Source organism: Rhizobium sp. CFBP 13644, assembly GCF_014842165.1.
In the GTDB taxonomy this organism is placed as follows: Bacteria; Pseudomonadota; Alphaproteobacteria; order Rhizobiales; family Rhizobiaceae; genus Agrobacterium; species Agrobacterium tumefaciens_C.
The window spans coordinates 158,261-180,630 of sequence record NZ_JACYVF010000002.1 but is presented as its reverse complement, the minus strand read 5'-3'; the positions used below and the strand labels follow the sequence as shown (position 1 = coordinate 180,630).

Genomic DNA, 22,370 nt, shown 5'->3' with positions numbered 1-22,370 from the left:
GTCATTGTCAGGAGCGTCAGGTCAGGCCCAGAAGGCCGGGACCGTTTCCGCCAGCCGTGGCCCCAGCCGCAGCGGCGCAATCTTTTCCGCCAAGCCGGTGCGGTCGGAAATCTCAACGCCCACGCCGCAGATGGTGGCGGGGCCGCTCGCCGCCTCAAACCGGCCCTTCGGCATTTTGGAAATGAAGCGATTTATCGGCTCTTCCTTTTCCATGCCAAGCGAGGAATCGTAATCGCCGCACATGCCGGCATCCGACATATAGGCCGTACCGCCATTCAGGATCTGCGCATCCGCCGTCGGCACATGCGTATGGGTACCCACGACAAAGCTTGCGCGCCCATCGACGAAATGGCCGAAGCACTGCTTTTCGCTCGTCGCTTCCGCATGAAAATCGAACACGATGGCATCTGCCTGCTCGCCCAGCGGGCAGGAACCCAGGATGGTTTCCGCCGAGCTGAAAGGATCGTCGAGTTCGGGATGCATGAAAACGCGGCCCATGATGTTGGCCACGAGAATGCGGGCGCCGTTGCGCGCATAAAACAGGCCGGAACCCTTGCCCGGCGTTCCCTTGGGATAATTGGCAGGCCGCAGAAACTGGTCGTGGCGCTGGCAGAAGCTCACCGCTTCCTTCTGGTCCCAAACGTGGTTGCCGGTGGTCACCACATCTGCCCCGGCGTTGATCGTCTCGAGATAGATGTCCTCGGTAATCCCGAAACCACCGGCGGCGTTCTCACCATTGACGATGACGAAGTCCAGTTTCAGATCGGAGATCAGTCCCGGAAGACGCTCCCACACCGCCGTGCGGCCCGTCTTGCCAACCATATCCCCGAGAAACAGTAATCTCATTCCGCCGTCCTGCTGTTGAAAAATCGCATGCCGCTCTCGGTCAGAATGGCATCCAGCGCCACATCATGCGCTTGCGCGGGCACTGATGGCACTTCCTGGCAGTCGAATGCAATGCCGATCAGCGTTGTTTCAAGCCCTTTTGCATGAAGTCTGGCAATTGCGCGGTCGTAATGCCCCGCGCCATAGCCAATCCGCTGGCCTGTCGCATCGAAAGCGGACAAGGGCACGAGCAATATTGCGGGGTCGAGGACCGCCGCATGCGCATCCGGTCCGGTGGTGCCAAATCCGGTTTTAACCAGCTCTGAACCAGCGGCAAACTCGCGAAACGCAATCGTTTCCCGGTCCAGAATGACCGGCAAGCAGATCCGCGCTCCCTTGATGCGTAGACGCTCCATCAGCGGGCGCAAGTCAGCCTCGGACCGGATCGGCATGAAGCCTGAAACAATCGTACCCGCCTCAAAGCGGATCGCATCGGCACCGTGTTCGGCAATATCAAGGCTTTTGGCGGTCCGATCATCAACGGAAAGAGCGTCCCGCAAGGCGAGACGCTCTGATCTGATCCGGGCTTTATCGAGGTCGCCGGATGTCATCAGGCAGCCCGGCTCACCAGCACCTTGTCGATCCGGTGCCCATCGAGGTCGATCACTTCGAAGCGCCAGCCATCGCGGGTGATGTGTTCACCCAGTTCCGGCAATCGGCGGAATTCGTCCAGAACCAGACCGGCAACCGTTTCAAACTCGGCATCGTCGGCAATCTGGAAACCCATGCGGTCGGCAAATTCGTCAGCCGGCATCCACCCGGCAACAAGGAAACTGCCGTCTTCGCGTTCAACCATGGCAGGCTCTTCGCCGTCATCTTCCTGAAACGCGCCGGTAATGGCTTCCAGCACGTCGCCGGAGCTGACTATACCTTCAAAGTGGCCATATTCGTCATAGACCAGAACCATATGCACGGTGGAGCGACGCAACGACTGAATCACGTCGACAGCGCTGGTAAGGTCCGAAACGACGGGTACTTCGCGCAGCAACTCGCGAATGTTCAACTCCCTGCCGGATGCCAGCGCATCAAATGCATCCTTGGCAAAGAGAACGCCGAGAATCTCGTCGGATGCACCGTTTCTGACCGGCAGACGCGAACGTTGCGTCTCGCGCAACTGCAAGCGGATTTCCTCCGGAGTGTCTTCTATATCCACCACCTCCACGTCGCGGCGCGGTGTCATCAGGCCGCGCGCATTGCGGTCGGCAAGGCGCATGACGCTGGTGATCATGGCGGATTCTTCGCTTTCGATGACACCGGCACTGTGTGCCTCGGCCAGAACGGTGCGAATTTCGTCGTCAGTCACGGAATTGTTGGATTCACCGCTATGGCCCAGAAGCGCCAGAATAAGCTTGCCGGAACGGTCCAGCAACCACACGATGGGCGCGCCGACTTTCGCCAGCAGAACCATGGCCGGAGAGACACGAACGGCAATTTTCTCGGGATCGCGAAGGGCAATCTGCTTGGGAACGAGCTCACCAACAATCAGAGATAGATAGGTGATGGCAACAACCACAATACCGACGCCAAGTGCATCGGCAGCACGGTCTGGCACGCCCTGCTCCAAAAGCCATCCGGTAAAGCGTGCGCCGAGCGTGGCACCCGAAAACGCACCCGACAAAACGCCAACAAGCGTAATGCCGATCTGCACGGTGGAGAGAAAACGTCCGGGATCTTCGGAAAGGGTGAGCGCCATTCCAGCGCCCTTGCTGCCCTGTGCGGCAAGTACTTTTAACCTCGCTGGTCTTGAGGAGACAACGGCGAGTTCAGACATGGCAAGCACACCGTTCAGAACGGTAAGCAGAACCACGATCATAATTTCAGTAAACAAGTTTCGCTCTTTTTGGGCTGTTGAACGGCACGTCGCGACTGCAACCACAATCGTAAAGGTTGAATGCGGGAGCGCACATACCAAGGCAAATAATAAGGATTTGTTCCACCAATGCAATGACCGGAGGATGAAAATTCAGGCCCAACAACTCTTGCCCCACGCAAGAAGCGTCCTGCATAGGCAGGTCAACCGAGGTTGGAGCAGGCTTGAGACAGACCGGGCCGCTTCTGGGCTGCTCGTGCCCGGAGCGATAAATAAAGTGCGATCCGCGGCGACCGATGGAGTTTTACGATCCTGGGTGCCTACAAACGTAGGTGGGCGCCATATGTCCAAGCCCACGGGCCTGGCCAGGGACAGCTCCCTTTGGATCGAGTATGGCCCCAGGGATTGAGTTTCCTGTCGAGAAGCGCAGAACGCAGTCTTTATATAGGGAAGTTCGTGAACATGCGGAAGGGGGCGACGCCATAATTTCGCATGAGGAACGCAAGCGTGAAATCGCCGGGTCAGGCCCTGCTAATTCACCGCAGGCTTAGGCCGTGCCACCAGTTTTTCGGTAATCCCATTCAAGCGTGATGACAGATCCGAGATGGCATTCACCACCAGTTCGTCGGTCTTTGCCTTGCTCTGAGCCATCCCATCATGGCTGTGCTGAAGCGATGCGACCTGCTTTTCCAATGCTTCGATCTTGCGGGAAAGCTCTGACATTTCGTCTGTTATCATGATGCCCGCCATCACCGTCAGGCGCAGATCGCCGATCTCGCCAAACTGGCTTTTCAGGTGGCCGACATATTGGTCGAATTGGCTGGCAAGATCGGTCAGATGCGCTTCCTGCCCTGCCTCGCAGGCCATGCGATACGCCTTGCCGTCAATCATCACCGTTACTTGAGCCATGAATGTAAGTCCTTACCGATCCAGCACTGCGCGGATCGTTTCCATTGCCGTCACAAGGCGGCGGGAAACCTCGCGATTGACTTCCTCAAGGCGGTTGGCGCGAAATTGCGACTGGTCAAGCTCCTGCGCCAGGCGCGCACGGTCCACATGCACGCGCTTCACCTCGTTCTCAACCTCGCCATTTTCGCGTTGGCGCTCGATCCGCATGTCGATTGCGTTTTCAAGGCTGTTGATGGCGGAGCTAAGCTCCGACAACGCGATGTGTATGGTTTTTTCCGCCGTCATCGTTTCTTCCAAACCGCAAGCCACAAGCCGAATCGTTGTCGCTTGGTGTCAATCAGGGCCGCTGCACGATATGACTTTGTTAACCTCTACGTCAATCAAACCAATACATTCAAACACTTTGCGCTGTGGATGAATGCACCACCGCAAGGGCGCAAACGTGGCAGGCGTCCAAATGTCGCCATCATGCGAAACGATTTTTGTTCAAGATCGAACCGCAAGCGGCCCTGGTTTTATTGACTCGCCCGCACCACCTGCTATGGATCAAACCGCTTTTTGGATAGTCATAAGGCTATCTCCTTTCACCCGGAACAGACGGAAAAGCCATGATTTCTCGCGATAAACACGACCGGATGGCCAATGCAATCCGATTTCTTGCCATGGATGCTGTGGAGAAGGCCAATTCCGGCCACCCCGGCCTGCCATTGGGCGCAGCGGATGTGGCCACGGTCCTTTTCACCCGTTACATGAAATTCGATCCGAAGGCCTGGCAGTGGCCAGACCGCGACCGCTTCGTGCTGTCTGCCGGTCACGGCTCCATGCTGCTTTACGCGCTCCTCTACCTCACAGGTTACGAGGACATGACGATCGACGAGATCAAGCGTTTCCGTCAGCTGGATTCCAAGACCGCCGGTCACCCGGAATATAACCACGCGACTGGCATTGAAACGACAACGGGTCCGCTGGGCCAGGGCATTGCCAACGCAGTTGGCATGGCCATTGCCGAGCGCAAGCTGGAAGAAGAGTTCGGCTCGGATCTGCAAAACCACTACACCTATGCTTTGTGCGGCGACGGCTGCCTCATGGAAGGCATCAGCCACGAAGCCATCGCGCTTGCTGGCCACCTGAAGCTGAACAAGCTCGTGCTGTTCTGGGATAACAACAACATCACCATCGATGGTGAAGTTGGCCTGTCCGATTCCACAGACCAGATCGCGCGCTTCAAGGCCGTTCACTGGAACACCATCGAGATCGACGGCCACGACCCGGAAGCGATTGCAAACGCCATCGAAGCCGCACACAAGTCCGACCGCCCGACCTTCATCGCCTGCAAGACCATCATCGGTTTCGGCGCGCCGAACAAGCAGGGCACGCACAAGGTGCACGGCAACCCGCTGGGTGCTGAAGAAATTGCTGCCGCTCGCAAGAACGCAAACTGGGAAGCCGAAGCATTCGTCATTCCAGAAGACGTTCTCGACGCATGGCGTCTGTCCGGTCTGCGCTCCACCAAGGCTCGCCAGGAGTGGATCGCACGCCTCGAAGCGACAGACGCAGACAAGAAGGCTGAGTTCAAGCGCCGCTTTGCTGGCGATATGCCGGGCAATTTCGACAGCTCGATCGATGCCTTCAAGAAGAAGGTCGCTGCTGACAATCCAACCGTTGCCACACGCAAGGCATCGGAAGATGCGCTCGAAGTCATCAACGGCATTCTGGCTGAAACCATCGGCGGCTCTGCCGACCTGACGCCATCCAACAACACCAAGACCAGCCAGATGAAGTCGATCACACCGACCGATTTCTCGGGCCGCTACCTTCACTACGGCATCCGCGAACACGGCATGGCAGCCGCCATGAATGGTATCGCGCTGCATGGCGGTCTTATTCCTTACGCTGGCGGCTTCATGATCTTCTCGGATTATTGCCGTCCGTCCATCCGCCTGGCCGCTCTCATGGGCATCCGCGTCGTTCACGTTCTGACGCATGACTCCATCGGCGTTGGTGAAGACGGCCCGACCCACCAGCCGGTCGAGCAGATCGCTGCGCTGCGTGCCATTCCAAACCTTTTGGTCTTCCGCCCTGCGGATGAAACGGAAACAGCGGAAGCCTGGCAGTTCGCCCTGCATCAGAAAAACCGCCCATCTGCGCTGGCGCTGACCCGCCAGAACCTGACACCGGCCCGCAAAGACTACGAGGAAAAGAACCTCGTCTCCCACGGAGCCTATGAGCTGGTTTCGGATAGCGATGCGAAGGTATCGATCTTCGCCTCCGGCTCGGAAGTGGAAATCGCACTCAAGGCCGCAGCTGATCTGAAGGCGAAGGGCATTTCCACACGCGTTGTGTCTGTTCCCTGCTTCGAACTGTTCATGGAACAGCCAGAAACCTACCGCGAAGCCATCATCGGCACGTCGCCTGTCAAGATCGGCGTCGAAGCCGCCATCCGTCAGGGTTGGGATTACTTCATCGGCAATGATGGTGACTTCATCGGCATGCACTCCTTCGGTGCATCCGCACCTGCCAAGGAGCTCTACAAGAAGTTCGGCATCACCGCAGAAGCAGTGGTTGCTGCGGCTGAAGCAAAGCTCGGCTGAACGGCCTGAACAAAACCTGGGGCGGCGGACATTTTATTCGCCTCTCCGGGCTGTCACCATTTCAAACAAAATTCGAATATATTGACAGGGAGTATCTCAATGACAGTTAAAGTTGCCATCAACGGTTTCGGCCGCATCGGCCGCAACGTCCTTCGCGCCATCGTGGAATCCGGCCGTACCGATATCGAAGTCGTTGCCATCAACGACCTCGGCCCGGTCGAGACCAATGCGCACCTGCTGCGTTATGACAGCATCCATGGCAAGTTCCCTGCAGACGTGAAGGTCGAAGGCGACACCATCATCGTTGCCGGTGGCAAGCCGATCAAGGTGACCGCTGTTCGCGATCCTGCCCAGCTGCCGCACAAGGAACTCGGCGTCGATATCGCGCTGGAATGCACAGGCATTTTCGTTGCCCGTGACAAGGCCGCTGCCCACCTCACCGCTGGCGCAAAGCGCGTCATCATTTCGGCTCCTGCCGAAGGTGCGGACCTGACGGTCGTTTTCGGCGTCAACCAAGATCAGCTGACGAAGGATCACCTCGTCATCTCCAACGCTTCCTGCACCACCAACTGCTTGGTCCCGGTCGTCAAGGTTCTGGATGACGTCGTCGGCATCGACCACGGCTTCATGACCACGATCCACTCCTACACAGGCGACCAGCCAACGCTGGACACCATGCACAAGGACCTGTATCGCGCCCGCGCCGCAGCCCTGTCCATGATCCCGACCTCGACCGGCGCTGCAAAGGCCGTTGGCCTCGTGCTGCCGCACCTCAAGGGCAAGCTCGACGGCACATCGATCCGCGTTCCAACACCAAACGTATCGGTTGTCGACTTCAAGTTCGTGGCCAAGAGAAACACCACGGTCGAAGAAATCAACGAAGCCATCAAGGCAGCCTCCAATGGCGCGCTGAAGGGCGTTCTCGGCTACACGGACGAGCCACTGGTTTCCCGTGACTTCAACCACGACAGCCACTCTTCCGTCTTCGCGACAGACCAGACAAAGGTCATGGAAGGTAACTTCGTGCGCATCCTGACCTGGTACGACAACGAATGGGGCTTCTCCAACCGCATGTCGGACACAGCAGTGGCATTCGCCAAGACCATCTGATTTTGTTCAGCCTATGAATAGCAAAACCCGGCGAGAGCGATCTCGCCGGGTTTTCTCGTTTCAGGACTTCAGTTCTCAGGCAAACGTCAGCATGGTCCTGTCATCGATTGGCCTGGACGGAACTGTGCAACGTGGATCTCACCCTCACGCTTGCGCGCCTGAGCAATGTCAAAGCTGTTCTGCATCCTCATGAGCGTATCCATAGACACGCCGAAGGCCTTTTCTATTCTCAACGCCATCTCTGACGATAGATTCGAACGCTCATTCAATAGCGCCGACAATGCCGCGCGCGTTACGCCGAGGACCTGCGCCGCAGCCGTTACCGACAGTTCAAGCGCCTCAATAATCTCGCTCTTGATGAAACCGCCGGGATGAGCAGGGTTCTTCAGGCGGATGCCTTGCATCGCATTCATAGCCACCTCCTAGTGGTAGTCTTCATAGTCAAGATCGACAATTTCGATTTCAGCTTGATCGATCCGCAGCGTGATCCGCCAATTCTTCGTCACGAAAAGGCTCCAGGTCCCTTTACGATCACCCACAAGCTGATGAGCCTTCCAGCTTGGAACCGTGCGCAACTCCTCCTCCCGTTCCATTTCCTGAAGGAACGAAACAATGCGAAGAAGTTTCGGGACTACGGCAGACTGCAGGCCGGTCGCGTCATCATCTTCGATCAGGCGGCGTAAACCTTTATGGATGACGTTTCGAATTTTCATATCAAAAGCTAGCAAATCAGGTGAAAAGCGTCAAGCTACGCTATCCGCATCATCCCACCGTTCTTTGCGATTGCGTTCGATAGTACATCTTTCATGAATTTCCCATCACCGCCTTGCTCTCGTCTATTTTCGCCCGGAAAAATCAAGACTAGGGATTCGGTCGCGTGTGTGTGCGCATCGCTCCCTGCCGTACCATTCGATAGACCTCGCCTTGCCCTGACCTCTGCGCAAACAGTGCGCCGTGGCCGTCCAAAACGTGGCGCATTGATTGCTGACGTGCGGGAGCATGCGTGGCAAGCGACCTTCATGGAAGGACGTGTGCGTGGAATCGTTTTACATCTTGCTCTTGGTCGCCACCGTCCTTGTTCTTATCGCCGCCTTTTCCAGCCTCATCGCCTACCGCTTTGGCGCCCCGCTTCTGCTCTTGTTCCTGATGATCGGCCTTGCCGCTGGCACGGATGGGCTGGGCATTCATTTCAGCAACAATCCGTTGGCCTATATGATGGGCTCGCTGGTGCTGGCCGTCATCCTGTTTGATTCCGGCTTCGGCACATCGGTCCAATCCTTCCGACTGGCGGCGGGACCGTCGATTGCGCTCGCCACCGTCGGCGTGGTGCTGACATCGGTCTTTTTCGCAGGCGCAGCCGCGCTTCTTCTGGGCTTTTCCTGGCTGGAAGGCCTGCTGCTCGGCTCCATCGTTGCCTCCACCGATGCAGCGGCCGTGTTCTTCCTCCTGCGCATCGGCGGCATCCATATTCGTGATCAGGTGCGCTCCACCCTTGAAGTGGAGTCCGGCACAAATGATCCCATGGCGATCTTCCTCACCATCGCACTGGTCGAAGTCGTGTCCAAGGGCGAAGGTCTTGCCGGTTTCGACACCAGCTTCCTGTTGCTGTTCCTGCAGGAAATGGGCCTCGGCGTGGTCTTCGGCTTGCTTGGCGGATGGATGATCGCGACTGTGGTAAACCGCTTTCAGGTCGACCGCGGACTGGTGCCCATCCTTGTTCTGGCCTTGGCGCTTCTGGTCTTTTCCTTCACCGGCGCAATGCATGGCAGCGGCTTCCTTGCGGTTTATGTGGCGGGCATCGTTGCGGGCAACCGCACGGTGTTTGCCAAGGGCGCGATCCGACGTTTCCATGAGGGCATGACGTGGCTGGCGCAGATCATCATGTTCCTGATGCTCGGGCTGCTCGCAACGCCGTCGCAATTTCCGGCCATCATCATACCGGCGGTCTTGCTGGCGCTGTTTCTCATCTTCATCGCCCGCCCGCTCGCCGTCTGGCTCAGCCTCATGCCCTTCAATTACACCCAGCAGGAAACCACCTTCGTGGCATGGGTGGGCCTGCGCGGCGCGGTCTCCATTCTGCTGGCCATCCTTCCCGCCCTTGGCGGATTGCCGGGTGCAGATGTCTATTTCAACGCAGCCTTCATCATCGTGCTGGTTTCTCTTCTGATACAGGGCTGGACCATCAAGCCCGTGGCCACAAAGCTCGGCCTCATCGTCCCGCCGCGCATGGGTGATGTCGACAAGCTGGAGGTGGACCTGCCCGGCACCGCCAACCACGAACTCATTTCCTATCGTGTCGCCAAGGGCAGTGCCGTGCTGCAGGGTGAACGCATTCCCCGCTGGGCCATGCCCTCGCTCGTGGTGCGGGATGGCAAGTCCATCCGTTACCAATATGCCGGACGCCTGCGCGAAAACGATCTGGTCTATCTCTTCGTCATGCCCAGCTACACGCGCCTTCTGGACCGGCTCTTTGCCAGCGCCAAACCCTTGACGAAGGATGATGAGGACATCTTCGGCACCTTCGCCATCTCTCCCCAACGCCCGGCGAAAGAACTGGATGCTTCCTATGGCCCCGGCCTTCTGACGACGCAGGAACAGTCGCTGACGGTCGCCGAGCTCATCCAGAACCGTTTCGGTGGCAAGGCCGAATATGCAGATCGCGTGCGGTTGGGCTCGCTCATTCTGATTGTGCGGGATCTGGATGAAAACCACGCCATTTCCAGCGTCGGCATCTCGCTGGAGCCGGTCGAACCCGCCACGGCGCTTCCGGTCTTCATCAGCTTCAAGGAGATCAACCAGCGCATCCGCAGCCATATCGCCAAGAAAAAGCAACGCGAAGCGCCTGCCGTGCCCGGTAACACGATACCGTCAGCCACACGTGACCCCGGCCAGAGCGAAAATCATGATTGAGCGACTTGCACCACCGGTCAGGCATAGTATGGTCGCGCGCAAAGCCAATCCTTTCAACGATATCAGGATCGATCCATGCCAGCCTTCAAGACCCTCGATCACCTTACCGACATCTCCGGAAAGCGCGTTCTCGTTCGCGTCGATCTCAACGTGCCGGTCGCTGACGGTAAGGTAACGGACAAGACCCGCATCGAGCGTGTTGCGCCAACGATCCTCGAATTGTCGAAAAAGGGCGCGAAAGTCATTCTGCTGGCGCATTTCGGTCGCCCCAAGGGTGAACCCGTCGCGGATATGTCGCTGTCCCTCATCACCTCCTCGGTGGAAGAGGTTCTGGGCCACAAGGTCCATTTCGCCTCGGATGCCATCGGCGCACTCGCAGCGGATGCCGTCGCCGCCATGACCAATGGCGATATTCTGCTTCTGGAAAACACACGCTTCCACAAGGGTGAAGAAAAGAACGATGCGGCCTTCGTGGCCGAGCTTGCCAAGAACGGCGATATCTACGTCAATGATGCGTTCTCTGCAGCACACCGCGCCCACGCCTCAACGGAAGGTCTGGCCCGCCACCTGCCCGCTTATGCTGGCCGCACCATGCAGGCAGAGCTTGAGGCGCTGGAAAAAGGCCTCGGCGCGCCCGTGCGCCCCGTCGTTGCCATCGTTGGCGGCGCAAAGGTCTCCAGCAAGATCGATCTGTTGATGAACCTCGTCAAGAAGGTCGATGCGCTCGTCATCGGCGGCGGCATGGCCAACACATTCCTGGCCGCACGCGGCACCAAAGTCGGCAAATCTCTCTGCGAGCATGATCTGGCAGAAACCGCAAAGCAGATCATGATCGAAGCAGCCACCGCAGGCTGCGCCATCGTGTTGCCGGAAGACGGCGTGGTTGCCCGCGAATTCAAGGCCAACGCCGAAAACGAAGTGGTCGATATCAGCGAAATCCCTGAAGATGCCATGGTTCTGGATGTCGGCCCCAAATCCGTCGAAGCCATCAAGGGCTGGATTTCCCGCGCTGAAACGCTGGTCTGGAACGGCCCGCTCGGCGCCTTCGAAATCGCACCCTTCGACAAGGCAACTGTCGCCGCCGCGCAATATGCAGCCGAATGCACCCGAAACGGCAAGCTCGTTTCCGTGGCCGGTGGTGGTGATACGGTCTCCGCCCTCAACCATGCAGGCGTAGCCGATGACTTTACCTACATCTCCACCGCAGGCGGCGCGTTTCTGGAGTGGATGGAAGGCAAGGTCCTCCCCGGCGTCGCCATCCTTCAGGAACAGAAGTAAACTCGAACACCGCGTTCCCGCTCTCCAACTGGAAAGCGGGGATGCCTGGCCTTGCCACACCCGTGACTTCATCCTCGGGCCTGTCCCGAGGATCCAACCACGTTCCCAAAAGAGCAACCTGAGAGATGCACCGATAACGCCGTGTGCGGCGTGACGCCTCATTGCGCCTCTTCATCGCATTTAAATATTTTTAAAGATTTCCTAAAGTTTCAAACGATTGAAATGATTTCAATCGTTTCAATGATTTAGCGTGCCATTTTCCTTCCTAAATTCTTCTGCTAACCCAGATTCATCGTGCTTAGGGAGATTGAAAATGACGGAACGTCTTGAAGACATCGCAGTGAAAATGGTTGCCGACGGCAAAGGTTTGCTGGCAGCAGATGAATCCACCGGCACCATCAAGAAGCGCTTTGACAGCATCGGTCTGGCATCCACCGAAGACAGCCGCCGCGATTATCGCGAAATGCTGTTTCGCACCGAAGATGCAATGACGAAGTGTATTTCCGGCGTCATCCTCTATGAAGAAACCCTCTTCCAGAAGGCCGCTGATGGCACGCCCTTCGTTGATATCATCAAGGCAGCGGGCAGCATTCCCGGCATCAAGGTCGATACGGGTGCAAAGCCGCAGGCCAACTTCCCCGGCGAAACAGTGACCGAAGGTCTCGATGGCCTCGCGGATCGCCTGAAGACCTATTACGAAGCCGGTGCGCGTTTTGCGAAGTGGCGCGGCGTCATCAACATCGGTCAGGGCCTGCCCACATGGGGCTCCATCAAGGCGGATTCGCAGGCGCTCGCCCGTTATGCCGCGCTGTGCCAGCAGGCTGGCATCGTTCCCATCGTTGAGCCTGAAGTTCTGATGGATGGCGAACCCGGCACCCACAGCATTGATCGTTGTGCCGAAGTGACCGAATGGGTGCTGCGCACCGTCTTCACCGATCTTTACGATGCCCGCGTCAACCTCGAAGGCATGATCCTCAAGCCGAACATGGTCATCGATGGCAAGAACGCCCGCAAGGCATCCGTCGAAGAAGTCGCCGAGAAAACCGTCAAGGTTTTGAAGGCCACCGTGTCGTCAGCCGTTCCGGGCGTTGCCTTCCTCTCGGGTGGCCAGTCTGCCGAAGAAGCAACCGCACATCTGAGCGCCATGAACGCTGGCTACGATCTCCCATGGGCCCTCACATTCTCCTATGGTCGCGCCCTTCAGGATACGGCTCTCAAGGCATGGGGCGGCAAGTCCGAGAATGTCGCAGCCGGCCAGCGCGCCTTCCGCCACCGCGCAGAAATGAACACGCTTGCCGCACTGGGCAACTGGAAGCAGGAGCTTGAAAAAGCCGCCTAATCCAGCCTCTGGCTTCAAGACCAGTCCAAACGCCGCTCGCAACATCGTTGCGGGCGGTTTTGTTTTTCAGTCCCCTTCAAAATCGCTTCCAGTCAAAGCATGATCAACTCGGCGTGCGACCTGCGTCACCCGACACGAACCCGACAGTCGGCCCGGTGACGTGGCAGTGGTGCGGCATCAAAGGCAGGTGTTCGACATCGAACGTGGAGAGACATCAATGTTGATACAGAAACTGAGACTTCAACGCGGCTGGTCGCAGGAACAACTGGCGACCATCAGCGGCCTCAGCACACGCACCATCCAGCGGATCGAGCGTGGGCAGGCGCCAAGTCTGGAGACCTCAAAAACATTGGCGTCCATCTTCGAGATCGATGTATCGCAACTCACCGAACAGGATCCCAAAGACATGCCCGCAACACCCATAAACAGCATCGAAGCGGAAGAGGCTGTCGCCTTCGCCCGCGTGCGCAATATCAAGGCTTTTTACATGCACGTCGCCAGATATGTCGTGCTTGTTGTGTTCCTTGCCGTGGTCAACCTTCTCACCAGCCCGCATTATTTCTGGGCCATCTGGCCAGCACTGGGGCTGGGCATCGCTGTCATCGGCCATGGTTTGCGAACGTTCGACATGGTGCCATTCCTCAATGCGGATTGGGAAAGGCGGCAGGTGGAGCATTATCTAAAGAGAAAACTTTGACGACATCAGAATGCTGCGGCTCTATTCAGGGCCGCAGCAGCAGAACCAGAGACCAGATGACAAAGGCAATCACGGCGAGTTTCCAGAAGTCGGCGCGTTTGCGCAGGCCCGGCAGGCCAAGCGGGCGAATAATCTGGACGACCATGGCCAGTAGTAAAAAAAGGCCTATTGCCTTCGTCATCCCGAAACCTTTTGGCTTTATTGTCACAGTGTCACAGGCTGGACATTTTTAACGCTCACCAAAGACACATACCCCATTCGCGCGCCATCCACAGCGGCGCAACCAATCGCTTAGCATGAGAGTGGCCTTATGAGCAGAAACCTTCTACCCGTATTCGCCCTTTTAACCAGCACCTTGTTTCTGTTTCTGGGCAATGGCCTTCAAGGCCTTCTCTTGCCCGTGAGGGGATCGGCAGAAGGATATTCCAACGAAGTGCTGGGCTTTCTCGGCACGTCATGGGCTGCGGGCTTCGTCGTTGGTTGTTTTGTGGCACCCAGCATCGTGCGGCGCGCCGGTCATATCAGGGCCTTCGGTAGTTTCGTCGCCCTCATCTGCCTCACCGTTCTTCTGACAGGACTTTTCGTCGATGATGTATCCTGGGTCGCGCTGCGTGCGCTGACCGGCTTCTGCACCGCCGGTACGTCCATGATTATCGAAAGCTGGCTTAACGAGCGCGCTACCAATGAAAGCCGTGGCGCGATCTTCTCCCTCTACATCGCCATCACTCTGTTTGGCGTCGTGGCAGGACAATTGCTGGTTCCATTCGGCACCGTCAGCAACACCTCGCTCTTCATGGTCTGCGCCATCATCTACTGCGTCGCCATCATGCCCGCCATGCTGTCGAAAGCGGAAAGCCCTCAGCCTCTCAAAAAGGTCAAGCTGGATCTTCCCGCACTCTACCGAAACTCACCGGTCTCCTTCATCGGCATTCTGCTGATCGGCATCGCCAACGGCGCATACGGCACCTTAGGCGCGGTTTTCGGCGCGCGTGCGGGCCTTGACCCCACCACCATCGCCATCATGGTCAGTGTCACCATCTTCATCGGCGCATTGGCTCAATTTCCGGCAGGCAAGCTTTCCGACAGGATAGACCGTCGCTATGTGCTAGCAGGCCTATCCGGCGTGGCGGCCCTCGCAGGCCTCGCCGTCACCCTCGTCCAGCCGGGTCACGCCTATGTGCTGATCGGCATGATCGCGGTCTATGGCGCCACCGCAAACGCGCTCTACCCCATCGCGGTCGCGCATGCCAACGACTACGCCTCCTCAGAAGACTTCGTCAAAGTCTCTGGCGGCCTTCTTCTGCTTTACGGCATCGGCACAATCATCGGCCCAACCCTCGGTGGCCCGATCATGACCTCCTTCGGCCCCTATGCCCTCTTCTGGGTCACGGCCATTTCGCACCTGCTCATTACCGCCTATGCCATGTTCCGCTCGCGCCAACGCGCCGCTCTGCCTGCGGAAGAGAAGGATAATTTCTCCACCACCGCCATGGCACAGATCACCCCTGAAAGCGCCTCGCTCGATCCTCGCGCCCCGCAATATCCCGAGGATGAGGCTGAGTTGGAAAAAGGAGCCGGAATATGAGTGTCTTTGACGAACCATCCATGAAGCCCCCAGCCACCACCCATGTTGTGGGTGGCGATCTCTCGCCATTGTCGGTGGACGAGCTGACGGCGCGCATCACAATACTTCAAGTGGAAATAACAAGACTGGAAGTTGAGCGTGAGAAGAAGGCAGCGGGCCGAAAGTCAGCAGAAACCCTGTTCCGCTCCTGATCGGCTGCGTGACGTTCCATTAACGTTACGCAGCGGGTCAGAATTTCGTTTACCATTAACCAAAAATTAAGCTTTTTAAGCGATTAATATACATGTTCAGTTCTGCTGAACCTCAGGCAGTTTCTCCTATCGGCGATTTGGTCTGATTTTTCTCCCTGTTTTACCTTGAGAGCCGCTTTTGCGGCTCTTTTTTTGTCCAGCCCCAAAATGACCAAAGCTGTGGGTATTAACCTTTCTTTAATAATCAGCTTGCGTATTTGGGCTATTGCTATCATCCTGAAAATACAAAGACGCCGGAACTATTACGCCTCAGTTCCGTTGCCGTAGTATGGTGCGTAAGCAGGATTTGAAAAAATGTCAGAACAGGTTTTGAATACTATCAGCTTTGCTGGCCGTGCTGCAGCTTCCAACCAGTTCAAGAGCCTTTATTCTGAGGGCATGACTTTGGTAGAAGAAACTGCGACCTACCTCGACGGTTCCGGGCGCGCAGCTTCCAAAGTATTGCCACGGATGGCATCGGTTCTTTACGCCGCAGAATCCATGCGTCTCACAACCCGCCTCATGCAGATGGCTTCCTGGCTTCTTCTCCAGCGCGCTGTCAACAATGGCGAAATGAGCCGCGATCAGGTCCTGAGCGAGAAGAACAAAGTCCGCCTCGACAACTTCAACGTTGATCGCAATGCTCCTGGCTGGGGTGACCTGCCAGAATCGTTCCGCGATCTCGTCGAGCGTTCGCTTCGCCTCCAGAACCGCGTCGCCCTTCTCGACCGCGAAATCTATCGTCCGTCTGAAGCCGCCAAGGTTCCAGACAATGAGAACAGTGTTCAGGCGCAGCTCAACCTGCTCCGCACCGCATTCTCAGGCAACTGAGACGCCAAGTCGGTTTTGAAGACGACTAAACACTTCTAAGGCAGACTTCGGTCTGCCTTTTTTGTTTTTCGGCTCTGTGAAATTTGGCCCCTCCCAAGCGAAGCGGCAAACGCCCCAAAAATCCACGCAACAAAAAACCCCGGATTGCTCCGGGGTTTTTGCTATTGTTTTCAGTATCAAGAAGCTTAGAGGCCGAGGCCGCCGAAACGCTTGTTGAACTTGGAAACGCGACCGCCACGGTCCATAAGCTGCTGGTTGCCGCCTGTCCAGGCAGGGTGCGAGCTTGGATCGATTTCGAGGTTCATGACCTGACCCTCGGAGCCCCATGTGGAGCGTGTTTCGTATTCTGTGCCATCGGTCATGACCACTTTGATCATGTGATAGTCGGGATGAATTTCAGCCTTCATGACAATCTTCCTGCTTTAGTGACATGCGGACCATTTGCCGCAATTGCGTCAACTGAGCCAATTCAATAATGAAGCTCCAGACCATTTGGCCATGGCTTCCCAATTCGATGCGGAGCCTATACATGAAGGTCACCGAGATAACAAGTGCCTGCTGATGCTCGGTCAACACTTGGCACAACAGCATGTCGGCAAATGTAGGAGTTGATCGTGGCAGACATTCAGGAACCGAAATCGGCCATGCGCAAATCGCCCAAGCCTCTCGCGAGCCTGTTCCCCTATCTGAAGCGCTATCGCGGGCTGGTTGCAGCCGCCATTTTCGCCCTTGTCCTGTCCTCTGCGATGACGCTCGCTCTGCCGCTGGCCGTTCGCCGGATCGTCGATCATGGCTTTGCAGGTGCCGATGGCGCCATGATCAACAATTATTTCGCCATGCTTCTGGCCATTGCCGTCGTGCTCGCTTTGGCCAGCGCCATGCGTTATTATTACGTCATGACCATTGGTGAGCGGGTCGTTGCCGATCTTCGCCGTGACGTATTCGCCCATCTCACCTCTCTGTCCCAGGCCTTTTTCGACGTCAACCATTCCGGCGAACTGGCCTCGCGCCTGACCGCCGACACGGTGCAGATCCGCTCCGCCTTCGGCTCATCCGCTTCGCAGGCGCTGCGCAACATCCTGCTCTGTCTGGGTGCCGTGGTCATGATGGTCTATACGAGCCCGAGCCTCTCGGGCCTTGCGCTGCTGGCCATCCCGCTCATCGTCTTCCCGCTCATCGCCTTTGGCCGCTCCGTCCGTTCGCGGTCACGCATCACGCAGGACGCCCTTGCCACATCCTCTGCCTTTGCCGCCGAAACCATTTCCGCCAGCCGCACCATCCAGTCCTTCAATGCGGAAGTGCTGGCCAACTCTCGCTATAATAATGCGGTCGAAACGGCCTATCGCGGCGCCCGTGCTGCCATCAGCGCCCGCGCAGTTCTGACAGCCGTTGCCATCAGCTTCGTCTTCGGCAGCGTCGTCGCAATCCTTTGGTACGGCGCGCATGGCGTTTTGAATGGGACGATTTCGGCTGGCACGCTCAGCCAGTTCGTTTTGTATTCCGTCATAGCCGCAAGCTCGCTCGGCCAGCTCTCCGAAGTCTGGGGCGAGCTGTCGCAGGCAGGCGGTGCCGCCGAGCGGCTGTCCGAACTGCTGCAGGAGAGATCGCCGGTCGAAAATCCCGCAGCGCCGGTTGCCCTGCCCGCTCCGGCCCGTGGCGAAGCAAGCTTTGAGAATGTTGCATTCCATTATCCACAGGCCGTTGGCAGACCGATTCTATCCGACCTGTCCTTCAAGGTTGCGGCTGGTGAAACGGTCGCGATTGTCGGCCCATCGGGTGCTGGGAAAAGCACGGTCTTTTCGCTGCTGATGCGCTTTTATGATCCGCAGAACGGACGCATCATGGTGGATGGCACCGATATCCGTTCGGTCACGCTGGAAGAGCTGCGGTCGCGGCTGGCCATCGTGCCGCAGGATGTGGCGATCTTTGCGGCCTCCATCCATGACAATATCGCCTTTGGCAAACCCAATGCGAGCCGTGACGATGTGCAGGCGGCAGCGGTCGCCGCACAGGCCGATGGCTTCATCACCAAGCTCGCAAATGGCTACGACACCATCGTTGGCGAACGCGGCGTGACACTGTCGGGCGGCCAACGCCAGCGAATCGCCATTGCCCGCGCCATTCTGCGGGACGCGCCCATTCTGCTTCTTGACGAGGCAACATCTGCGCTGGATGCCGAAAGCGAGACACTGGTGCAAAAGGCGCTGGATCAGCTGATTGCCAAGCGTACCACCATCGTCATCGCCCACCGCCTGGCGACCGTGCTGAAAGCCGACCGCATTCTGGTGATGGATGAAGGCCGCATCATCGAGGAAGGCTCGCATCAAAGCCTTTCCAGACAGGGCGGTCTCTATGCGAAACTCGCCCGTCTTCAGTTCCAGACATCAGGCGAGGATGAGGTCGTCACGCTGCTGAAATCCAGCTAGCCTCCGACACTCCGACCAGCCACGCGACCGGAAAACAGGCATCCTCCAAGGAAGGTGCCTTCCAGCGCATTGTAACCGTGCATGCCGCCACCGCCGAAGCCTGCGACTTCGCCCGCCGCGTAAAGCCCAGGCAGCGCCTCGCCGTTGCCATCCAGCACCCGGCCATGGAGGTCGGTGTGCAGACCGCCCAGCGTTTTGCGGGTGAGGATGTGCAGGCGAACGGCGATCAGGGGTCCGGCTGCCGGGTCCAGCAGACGGTGGGGCTTGGCGGTGCGCATCAGCTTGTCGCCGAGATAATGGCGCGCGCCACGGATGGCAGTGATCTGCGCATCCTTGCTGAAAGCGTTGGTCAGTTCCCGATCCCGCGCCTCGATCTGGTGGCGAATGTGGCCCGCATCGAGATGCCCTTCACCGGCAATGCCGTTCATCGCCTCCACCAACTCCTCCAGCGTATCGCGAACGGCGAAATCTTCGCCATGCTCCATGAAGGCCTTGACCGGACCGGGCGGCTCCTTGCCCAGACGTTTGAGAAGAAGGCGGATATTCTTGGCCGTCAGATCCGGGTTCTGCTCGGAACCGGATAGCGCAAATTCCTTCTTGATGATCGCCTTGGTCAAAATGAACCAGCTGTAATCGCTGCCCCGTTCACGCAGAATTTTCAGCGTGCCCAGCGTATCGAAACCCGGCATGGCAGGCGCTGGCAACCGATCACCCCGCGCATCGCACCAGAAGGATGACGGACCGGGCAGAATGCGGATGCCATGGTTTGGCCAGATCGGATCATGGTTCTTTACACCCTCGGTATAATGCCACATGCGATCGCGGTTGACGACCGCACCGCCCGCCGCCTCTGTGATGGCCACCATGCGCCCGTCCACATGGGCAGGAACGCCGCAGACCATTTCTGCTGGTGGTTGACCTAGCCGCTCGACCGGCCAGTTCTGGCGCACCAGCGCGTGGTTGCCACCAATGCCACCCGATGTGACAATGACCGCTGCGGCGGTGAGTTGAAATGTGTCAATACCGAGCCGGCTGCTGCTTTGCCCACGCTGAACCGTGTCCCGATAGAGCACCACGCCAGAAACGCCAGTCACCGCACCATTGGTGCTATCAAGCACATCGACCTGATGGCGGAATTTGAGAACAATGCGCCCGGTCTCGGCAAGGCTTTTGACCTTTCTGACAAAGGGCTCCAACACACCGGGGCCGGTGCCCCATGTCACGTGGAAGCGGGGCACGGAATTGCCGTGACCATGGGCATGCGCGCCGCCGCGTTCTGCCCAGCCGACAACCGGAAACCACCGCATGCCAAGACCATGCAACCAGGCCCGTTTCTCACCGGCTGCAAAATTCAGATAGGCCTCAGCCCAAAGGCGGGGCCAATGGTCTTCTGGCCGGTCGAAGGCTGCGGAACCGAACCAGTCCTGCCGGGCAAGATCGATACTGTCGCGGACACGCATGAAGCGCTGTTCGGGACTATCGACAAAAAACAGACCGCCGAGCGACCAGAAGGCCTGCCCGCCGAGATTCTGCTCGCCTTCCTGATCCAGCAGACAGACTTTCAGCCCACGCTCGGCAGCCTCGCTGGCCGCAACCAGACCGGCAAGTCCCGCGCCCACGACAATAGCGTCAAATTGCTCCATCAACCCCTCCCGGATAGATCGGATTACCTTTACGCAAACGTCAATTTTTTTGCAACGGATGCAGAAGCGCATTCCGTCAGCCAAGCTTCGCCGTTCACGCGGCAGCATCTGCCCGTGGCTTGATCTTCTCATTTCTGACCATCGCCATTTGAGGCCATGGGTATTTCGGACGGGGCGCTGGAAGTTGCCTCGTTGGGTAGTGTAAGGAGTGGCACCTTTCAGCGCCCCGTTCAGCGGTTTATGTCCGCCCACGATCTCTTGCCACGGCTGGCTATTCCCGGATGGCGAGGGCGAACCTTGCCGGAAAACCGGTCGGACATGACCAAGGTCCAACCCTTCCCCATTCCGGGCGGCGGCATCTCCTAAAGGATACCCCCTGCCAGTTCGGCCGCACCTGCCTTCGCCTGACATCCGCGCCGATTGATCGAGGCGCGGGCACAAGCGATCCGTTTTCCACGAGGTGGGCATAGGCTTTTGGCCGATGCGTCCCTCACGATCCGTCCGCATCCTTTACGATGCGGGGCAGATGCAGCGTGTTCCTGTGTACCGCCTGACTTTCGCCGTTCCGCCATCCGGTCGCGTTCGACCATAGGCGAAGGGCTGTCGGTACGCCCGGTGGCTGACGAGCCGGACTGACGCAGACGCGAAACGAACCCGTAAGGCCTTCGCAACGCACAAGCATCAGGCCGGATCGAACATGGAGGAGATTGCGCCAGCCGGTCCGAAACCGGCGCTATCCCCTCACCCGTTGCCCCCGGGGAGATCGCTGCCAGACCCCGGTGATGAAAGGTTGCGTAGCCTCATCACCACCAGCGCCGGTTCCGCCTCGCCGCAACGCCTTGCGGTGTATCCGAGGGCGGAACGGGACCATTGTGCGGGTGATTCGCCCGTCATTGAGAAAGTGCAGATCGATTTTTTGAGGATTTTCGGAGATTTTTATTAAGGCATTGATTCAGATAGGAAATATCTGGCGATATAGGAGCGCTGGCGGTTGGGGCACTACCCCTCACCTGCAGAATTACCGACTTAGCTGCACTGAGATCGTGATTTTCTATCCTCTCCCACAAGGGGAGAGGTAAGCCATAGCTGAGCCATTACCTTTCGGTCAGCTTCAACTCGATGCGTCTGTTCTGCGAGCGCGCTTCAGGCGTATCACCATCAGCTAAGGGTTGGTATTCGCCAAAGCCAGCCGCGACGAGGCGGTTTGCGGGGACGCCTTTGGAGATGAGATATTTGACCACGGAGGTCGCGCGGGCAGAGGAAAGTTCCCAATTGTCGCGGAAGCGGCCAGTGCCCGAAAGCTGGACATTATCCGTGTGGCCATCCACGCGCAGAACCCAGTTGATTTCGGCGGGTATTTCCTTGGCGAGATCAATCAGGGCCGTGGCGAGCTTGGCCATTTCGTCCTGACCTGCCGGGTTCATGTCATTGCCGCCTGAGGGAAACAGAACTTCGGACTGGAAGACGAAGCGGTCGCCCACAATACGAATATTTTCGCGGTCCGACAGGATCTCACGCAGGCGTCCAAAGAAATCTGAACGATAGCGGTTCAACTCCTGCACCCGCTGGGCCAGCGCTACATTGAGGCGGCGACCGAGATCGGCGATCTTGACCTGCGAGGATGAATCCTTCGCCTCGGATGCCTGCAAGGCGGTTTCGACAGAGGCAATCTGCGCGCGAAGCGCTGCGATCTGCTGGTTGAGAAGGTCGATCTGGGCAGAGGCACGCGCACCTGTCTGGCGCGCATCTTCCAGTTCACCCGTCAACTGACCCACGCGGGCATTGGCGGCTGAACTATTGCCCGCGCCGGAGTCCAGCAGGGATTGCAGGCGCGAACGCTCGGTTTCCGATACGGCCAGCGTGGATTGGAGATTGGCCAGCGTATCTTCAATATCCTGCTTGCTGCCCTTTTCCAGCGCCAGCAATTCGGTCAGTTCCGCGATCTGGTTGTTCAGACGGCTCATCACCTCATCCTTGCCGGAAATTTCCCGCGAGAGAATGAACTGCGCCAACACGAAGACGGTGAGCAGGAACATGATGGCCATGAGCAGCGTGGACAAGGCATCCACGAAACCCGGCCAGTAATCGACACCCCGGTCGCGTCGGCGGTTGCGCCCAAGCGCCAT

The 22,370-nt window shown here is 58.0% G+C and carries 22 protein-coding genes and 1 other RNA gene; 11 read left to right on the top strand and 12 right to left on the bottom strand.

All coding sequences use genetic code 11. The annotated features are described in order from the left end of the window. Nucleotides 1-21: 21 nt before the first annotated feature. The 6 genes from IFT53_RS05905 to IFT53_RS05880 form a co-directional block, all read right to left on the bottom strand. A complete protein-coding gene (locus IFT53_RS05905) occupies nucleotides 22-846 on the bottom strand; it encodes a TIGR00282 family metallophosphoesterase (protein WP_192064432.1) in 825 nt (274 codons plus the stop codon). Continuing rightward, entirely contained in the window at nucleotides 843-1,436 is a 594-nt protein-coding gene (locus tag IFT53_RS05900) for a 5-formyltetrahydrofolate cyclo-ligase (protein WP_192064433.1), read from the bottom strand. Before IFT53_RS05900 ends, IFT53_RS05905 begins: the two co-directional genes overlap by 4 nt. Beyond that, nucleotides 1,436-2,698 carry a CNNM domain-containing protein gene (locus IFT53_RS05895; protein WP_192064495.1) on the bottom strand — a complete coding sequence of 421 codons (1,263 nt, stop codon included), beginning with the start codon at nucleotides 2,696-2,698 and terminating at the stop codon, nucleotides 1,436-1,438. The genes IFT53_RS05900 and IFT53_RS05895 overlap by 1 nt, the downstream gene beginning before the upstream one ends. Before the next feature lie 274 nt (nucleotides 2,699-2,972). Further along, nucleotides 2,973-3,131: non-coding RNA, 6S RNA (ssrS, locus tag IFT53_RS05890), on the bottom strand. A gap of 95 nt (nucleotides 3,132-3,226) precedes the next feature. Further along, nucleotides 3,227-3,604 (bottom strand): cell division protein ZapA, encoded by a 378-nt coding sequence (locus tag IFT53_RS05885; RefSeq protein ID WP_192064434.1) that lies wholly within the window; start codon nucleotides 3,602-3,604, stop codon nucleotides 3,227-3,229. A 12-nt stretch (nucleotides 3,605-3,616) separates the two neighbouring features. After that, complete coding sequence (locus tag IFT53_RS05880) at nucleotides 3,617-3,889, bottom strand: DUF4164 domain-containing protein (RefSeq protein ID WP_192064435.1); 273 nt, start codon at nucleotides 3,887-3,889, stop codon at nucleotides 3,617-3,619. 323 nt (nucleotides 3,890-4,212) lie between these two features. On the opposite strand from IFT53_RS05880, the gene tkt reads away from it, so the two are divergent. Continuing rightward, the gene (tkt, locus tag IFT53_RS05875; RefSeq protein ID WP_192064436.1) at nucleotides 4,213-6,195 is read left to right on the top strand and encodes a transketolase; all 1,983 of its coding nucleotides are present in this window, start codon (nucleotides 4,213-4,215) and stop codon (nucleotides 6,193-6,195) included. Nucleotides 6,196-6,294: 99 nt separating this feature from the next. Beyond that, nucleotides 6,295-7,305, top strand: coding sequence for a type I glyceraldehyde-3-phosphate dehydrogenase (gene gap, locus IFT53_RS05870; RefSeq protein ID WP_192064437.1), 1,011 nt, complete (start codon nucleotides 6,295-6,297; stop codon nucleotides 7,303-7,305). Nucleotides 7,306-7,391: 86 nt separating this feature from the next. Here the strand turns inward: gap and IFT53_RS05865 are convergent, their stop codons facing one another. Further along, nucleotides 7,392-7,718: a HigA family addiction module antitoxin gene (locus IFT53_RS05865; protein WP_042617548.1), complete on the bottom strand. Its 327-nt coding sequence runs from the start codon at nucleotides 7,716-7,718 to the stop codon at nucleotides 7,392-7,394. Between the two features lie 9 nt (nucleotides 7,719-7,727). Continuing rightward, nucleotides 7,728-8,018 (bottom strand): type II toxin-antitoxin system RelE/ParE family toxin, encoded by a 291-nt coding sequence (locus IFT53_RS05860; protein WP_042617549.1) that lies wholly within the window; start codon nucleotides 8,016-8,018, stop codon nucleotides 7,728-7,730. 286 nt (nucleotides 8,019-8,304) lie between these two features. On the opposite strand from IFT53_RS05860, the gene IFT53_RS05855 reads away from it, so the two are divergent. From IFT53_RS05855 to IFT53_RS05840, 4 genes are all read left to right on the top strand, one after another. After that, nucleotides 8,305-10,215, top strand: coding sequence for a potassium/proton antiporter (locus tag IFT53_RS05855; protein WP_192064438.1), 1,911 nt, complete (start codon nucleotides 8,305-8,307; stop codon nucleotides 10,213-10,215). Nucleotides 10,216-10,290: 75 nt separating this feature from the next. Further along, the gene (locus tag IFT53_RS05850; protein WP_192064439.1) at nucleotides 10,291-11,493 is read left to right on the top strand and encodes a phosphoglycerate kinase; all 1,203 of its coding nucleotides are present in this window, start codon (nucleotides 10,291-10,293) and stop codon (nucleotides 11,491-11,493) included. Between the two features lie 313 nt (nucleotides 11,494-11,806). Further along, a complete protein-coding gene (locus IFT53_RS05845; protein WP_192064440.1) occupies nucleotides 11,807-12,832 on the top strand; it encodes a class I fructose-bisphosphate aldolase in 1,026 nt (341 codons plus the stop codon). A gap of 217 nt (nucleotides 12,833-13,049) precedes the next feature. Next, nucleotides 13,050-13,529 carry a 2TM domain-containing protein gene (locus IFT53_RS05840; protein ID WP_192064441.1) on the top strand — a complete coding sequence of 160 codons (480 nt, stop codon included), beginning with the start codon at nucleotides 13,050-13,052 and terminating at the stop codon, nucleotides 13,527-13,529. A 25-nt stretch (nucleotides 13,530-13,554) separates the two neighbouring features. Here the strand turns inward: IFT53_RS05840 and IFT53_RS05835 are convergent, their stop codons facing one another. Next, entirely contained in the window at nucleotides 13,555-13,710 is a 156-nt protein-coding gene (locus tag IFT53_RS05835) for a hypothetical protein (protein ID WP_192064442.1), read from the bottom strand. Nucleotides 13,711-13,839: 129 nt separating this feature from the next. Between IFT53_RS05835 and IFT53_RS05830 the strand changes: the two genes are divergently transcribed. From IFT53_RS05830 to rcdA, 3 genes are all read left to right on the top strand, one after another. Next, entirely contained in the window at nucleotides 13,840-15,114 is a 1,275-nt protein-coding gene (locus tag IFT53_RS05830; RefSeq protein ID WP_192064443.1) for an MFS transporter, read from the top strand. Then, entirely contained in the window at nucleotides 15,111-15,305 is a 195-nt protein-coding gene (locus tag IFT53_RS05825; protein WP_192064444.1) for a DUF1192 domain-containing protein, read from the top strand. The genes IFT53_RS05830 and IFT53_RS05825 overlap by 4 nt, the downstream gene beginning before the upstream one ends. A gap of 354 nt (nucleotides 15,306-15,659) precedes the next feature. Then, complete coding sequence (gene rcdA, locus IFT53_RS05820; RefSeq protein ID WP_192064445.1) at nucleotides 15,660-16,175, top strand: protease adaptor protein RcdA; 516 nt, start codon at nucleotides 15,660-15,662, stop codon at nucleotides 16,173-16,175. Nucleotides 16,176-16,360: 185 nt separating this feature from the next. On the opposite strand, the gene rpmE is transcribed toward rcdA, so the two are convergent. After that, on the bottom strand, nucleotides 16,361-16,582 hold the full coding sequence (gene rpmE, locus IFT53_RS05815; protein ID WP_042617559.1) for a 50S ribosomal protein L31: 222 nt from the start codon (nucleotides 16,580-16,582) through the stop codon (nucleotides 16,361-16,363). A 207-nt stretch (nucleotides 16,583-16,789) separates the two neighbouring features. On the opposite strand from rpmE, the gene IFT53_RS05810 reads away from it, so the two are divergent. Continuing rightward, nucleotides 16,790-18,601, top strand: a complete 1,812-nt coding sequence (locus IFT53_RS05810) for an ABC transporter transmembrane domain-containing protein (protein ID WP_192064446.1) — start codon at nucleotides 16,790-16,792, stop codon at nucleotides 18,599-18,601. On the opposite strand, the gene IFT53_RS05805 is transcribed toward IFT53_RS05810, so the two are convergent. Continuing rightward, nucleotides 18,598-20,244 carry an FAD-binding dehydrogenase gene (locus tag IFT53_RS05805; RefSeq protein WP_192064447.1) on the bottom strand — a complete coding sequence of 549 codons (1,647 nt, stop codon included), beginning with the start codon at nucleotides 20,242-20,244 and terminating at the stop codon, nucleotides 18,598-18,600. The genes IFT53_RS05810 and IFT53_RS05805 overlap by 4 nt on opposite strands. A 156-nt stretch (nucleotides 20,245-20,400) precedes the next feature. Between IFT53_RS05805 and IFT53_RS05800 the strand changes: the two genes are divergently transcribed. Continuing rightward, nucleotides 20,401-20,610 (top strand): hypothetical protein, encoded by a 210-nt coding sequence (locus IFT53_RS05800; RefSeq protein WP_192064448.1) that lies wholly within the window; start codon nucleotides 20,401-20,403, stop codon nucleotides 20,608-20,610. A 728-nt stretch (nucleotides 20,611-21,338) separates the two neighbouring features. On the opposite strand, the gene IFT53_RS05795 is transcribed toward IFT53_RS05800, so the two are convergent. Then, entirely contained in the window at nucleotides 21,339-22,370 is a 1,032-nt protein-coding gene (locus tag IFT53_RS05795; protein WP_192067182.1) for a peptidoglycan -binding protein, read from the bottom strand.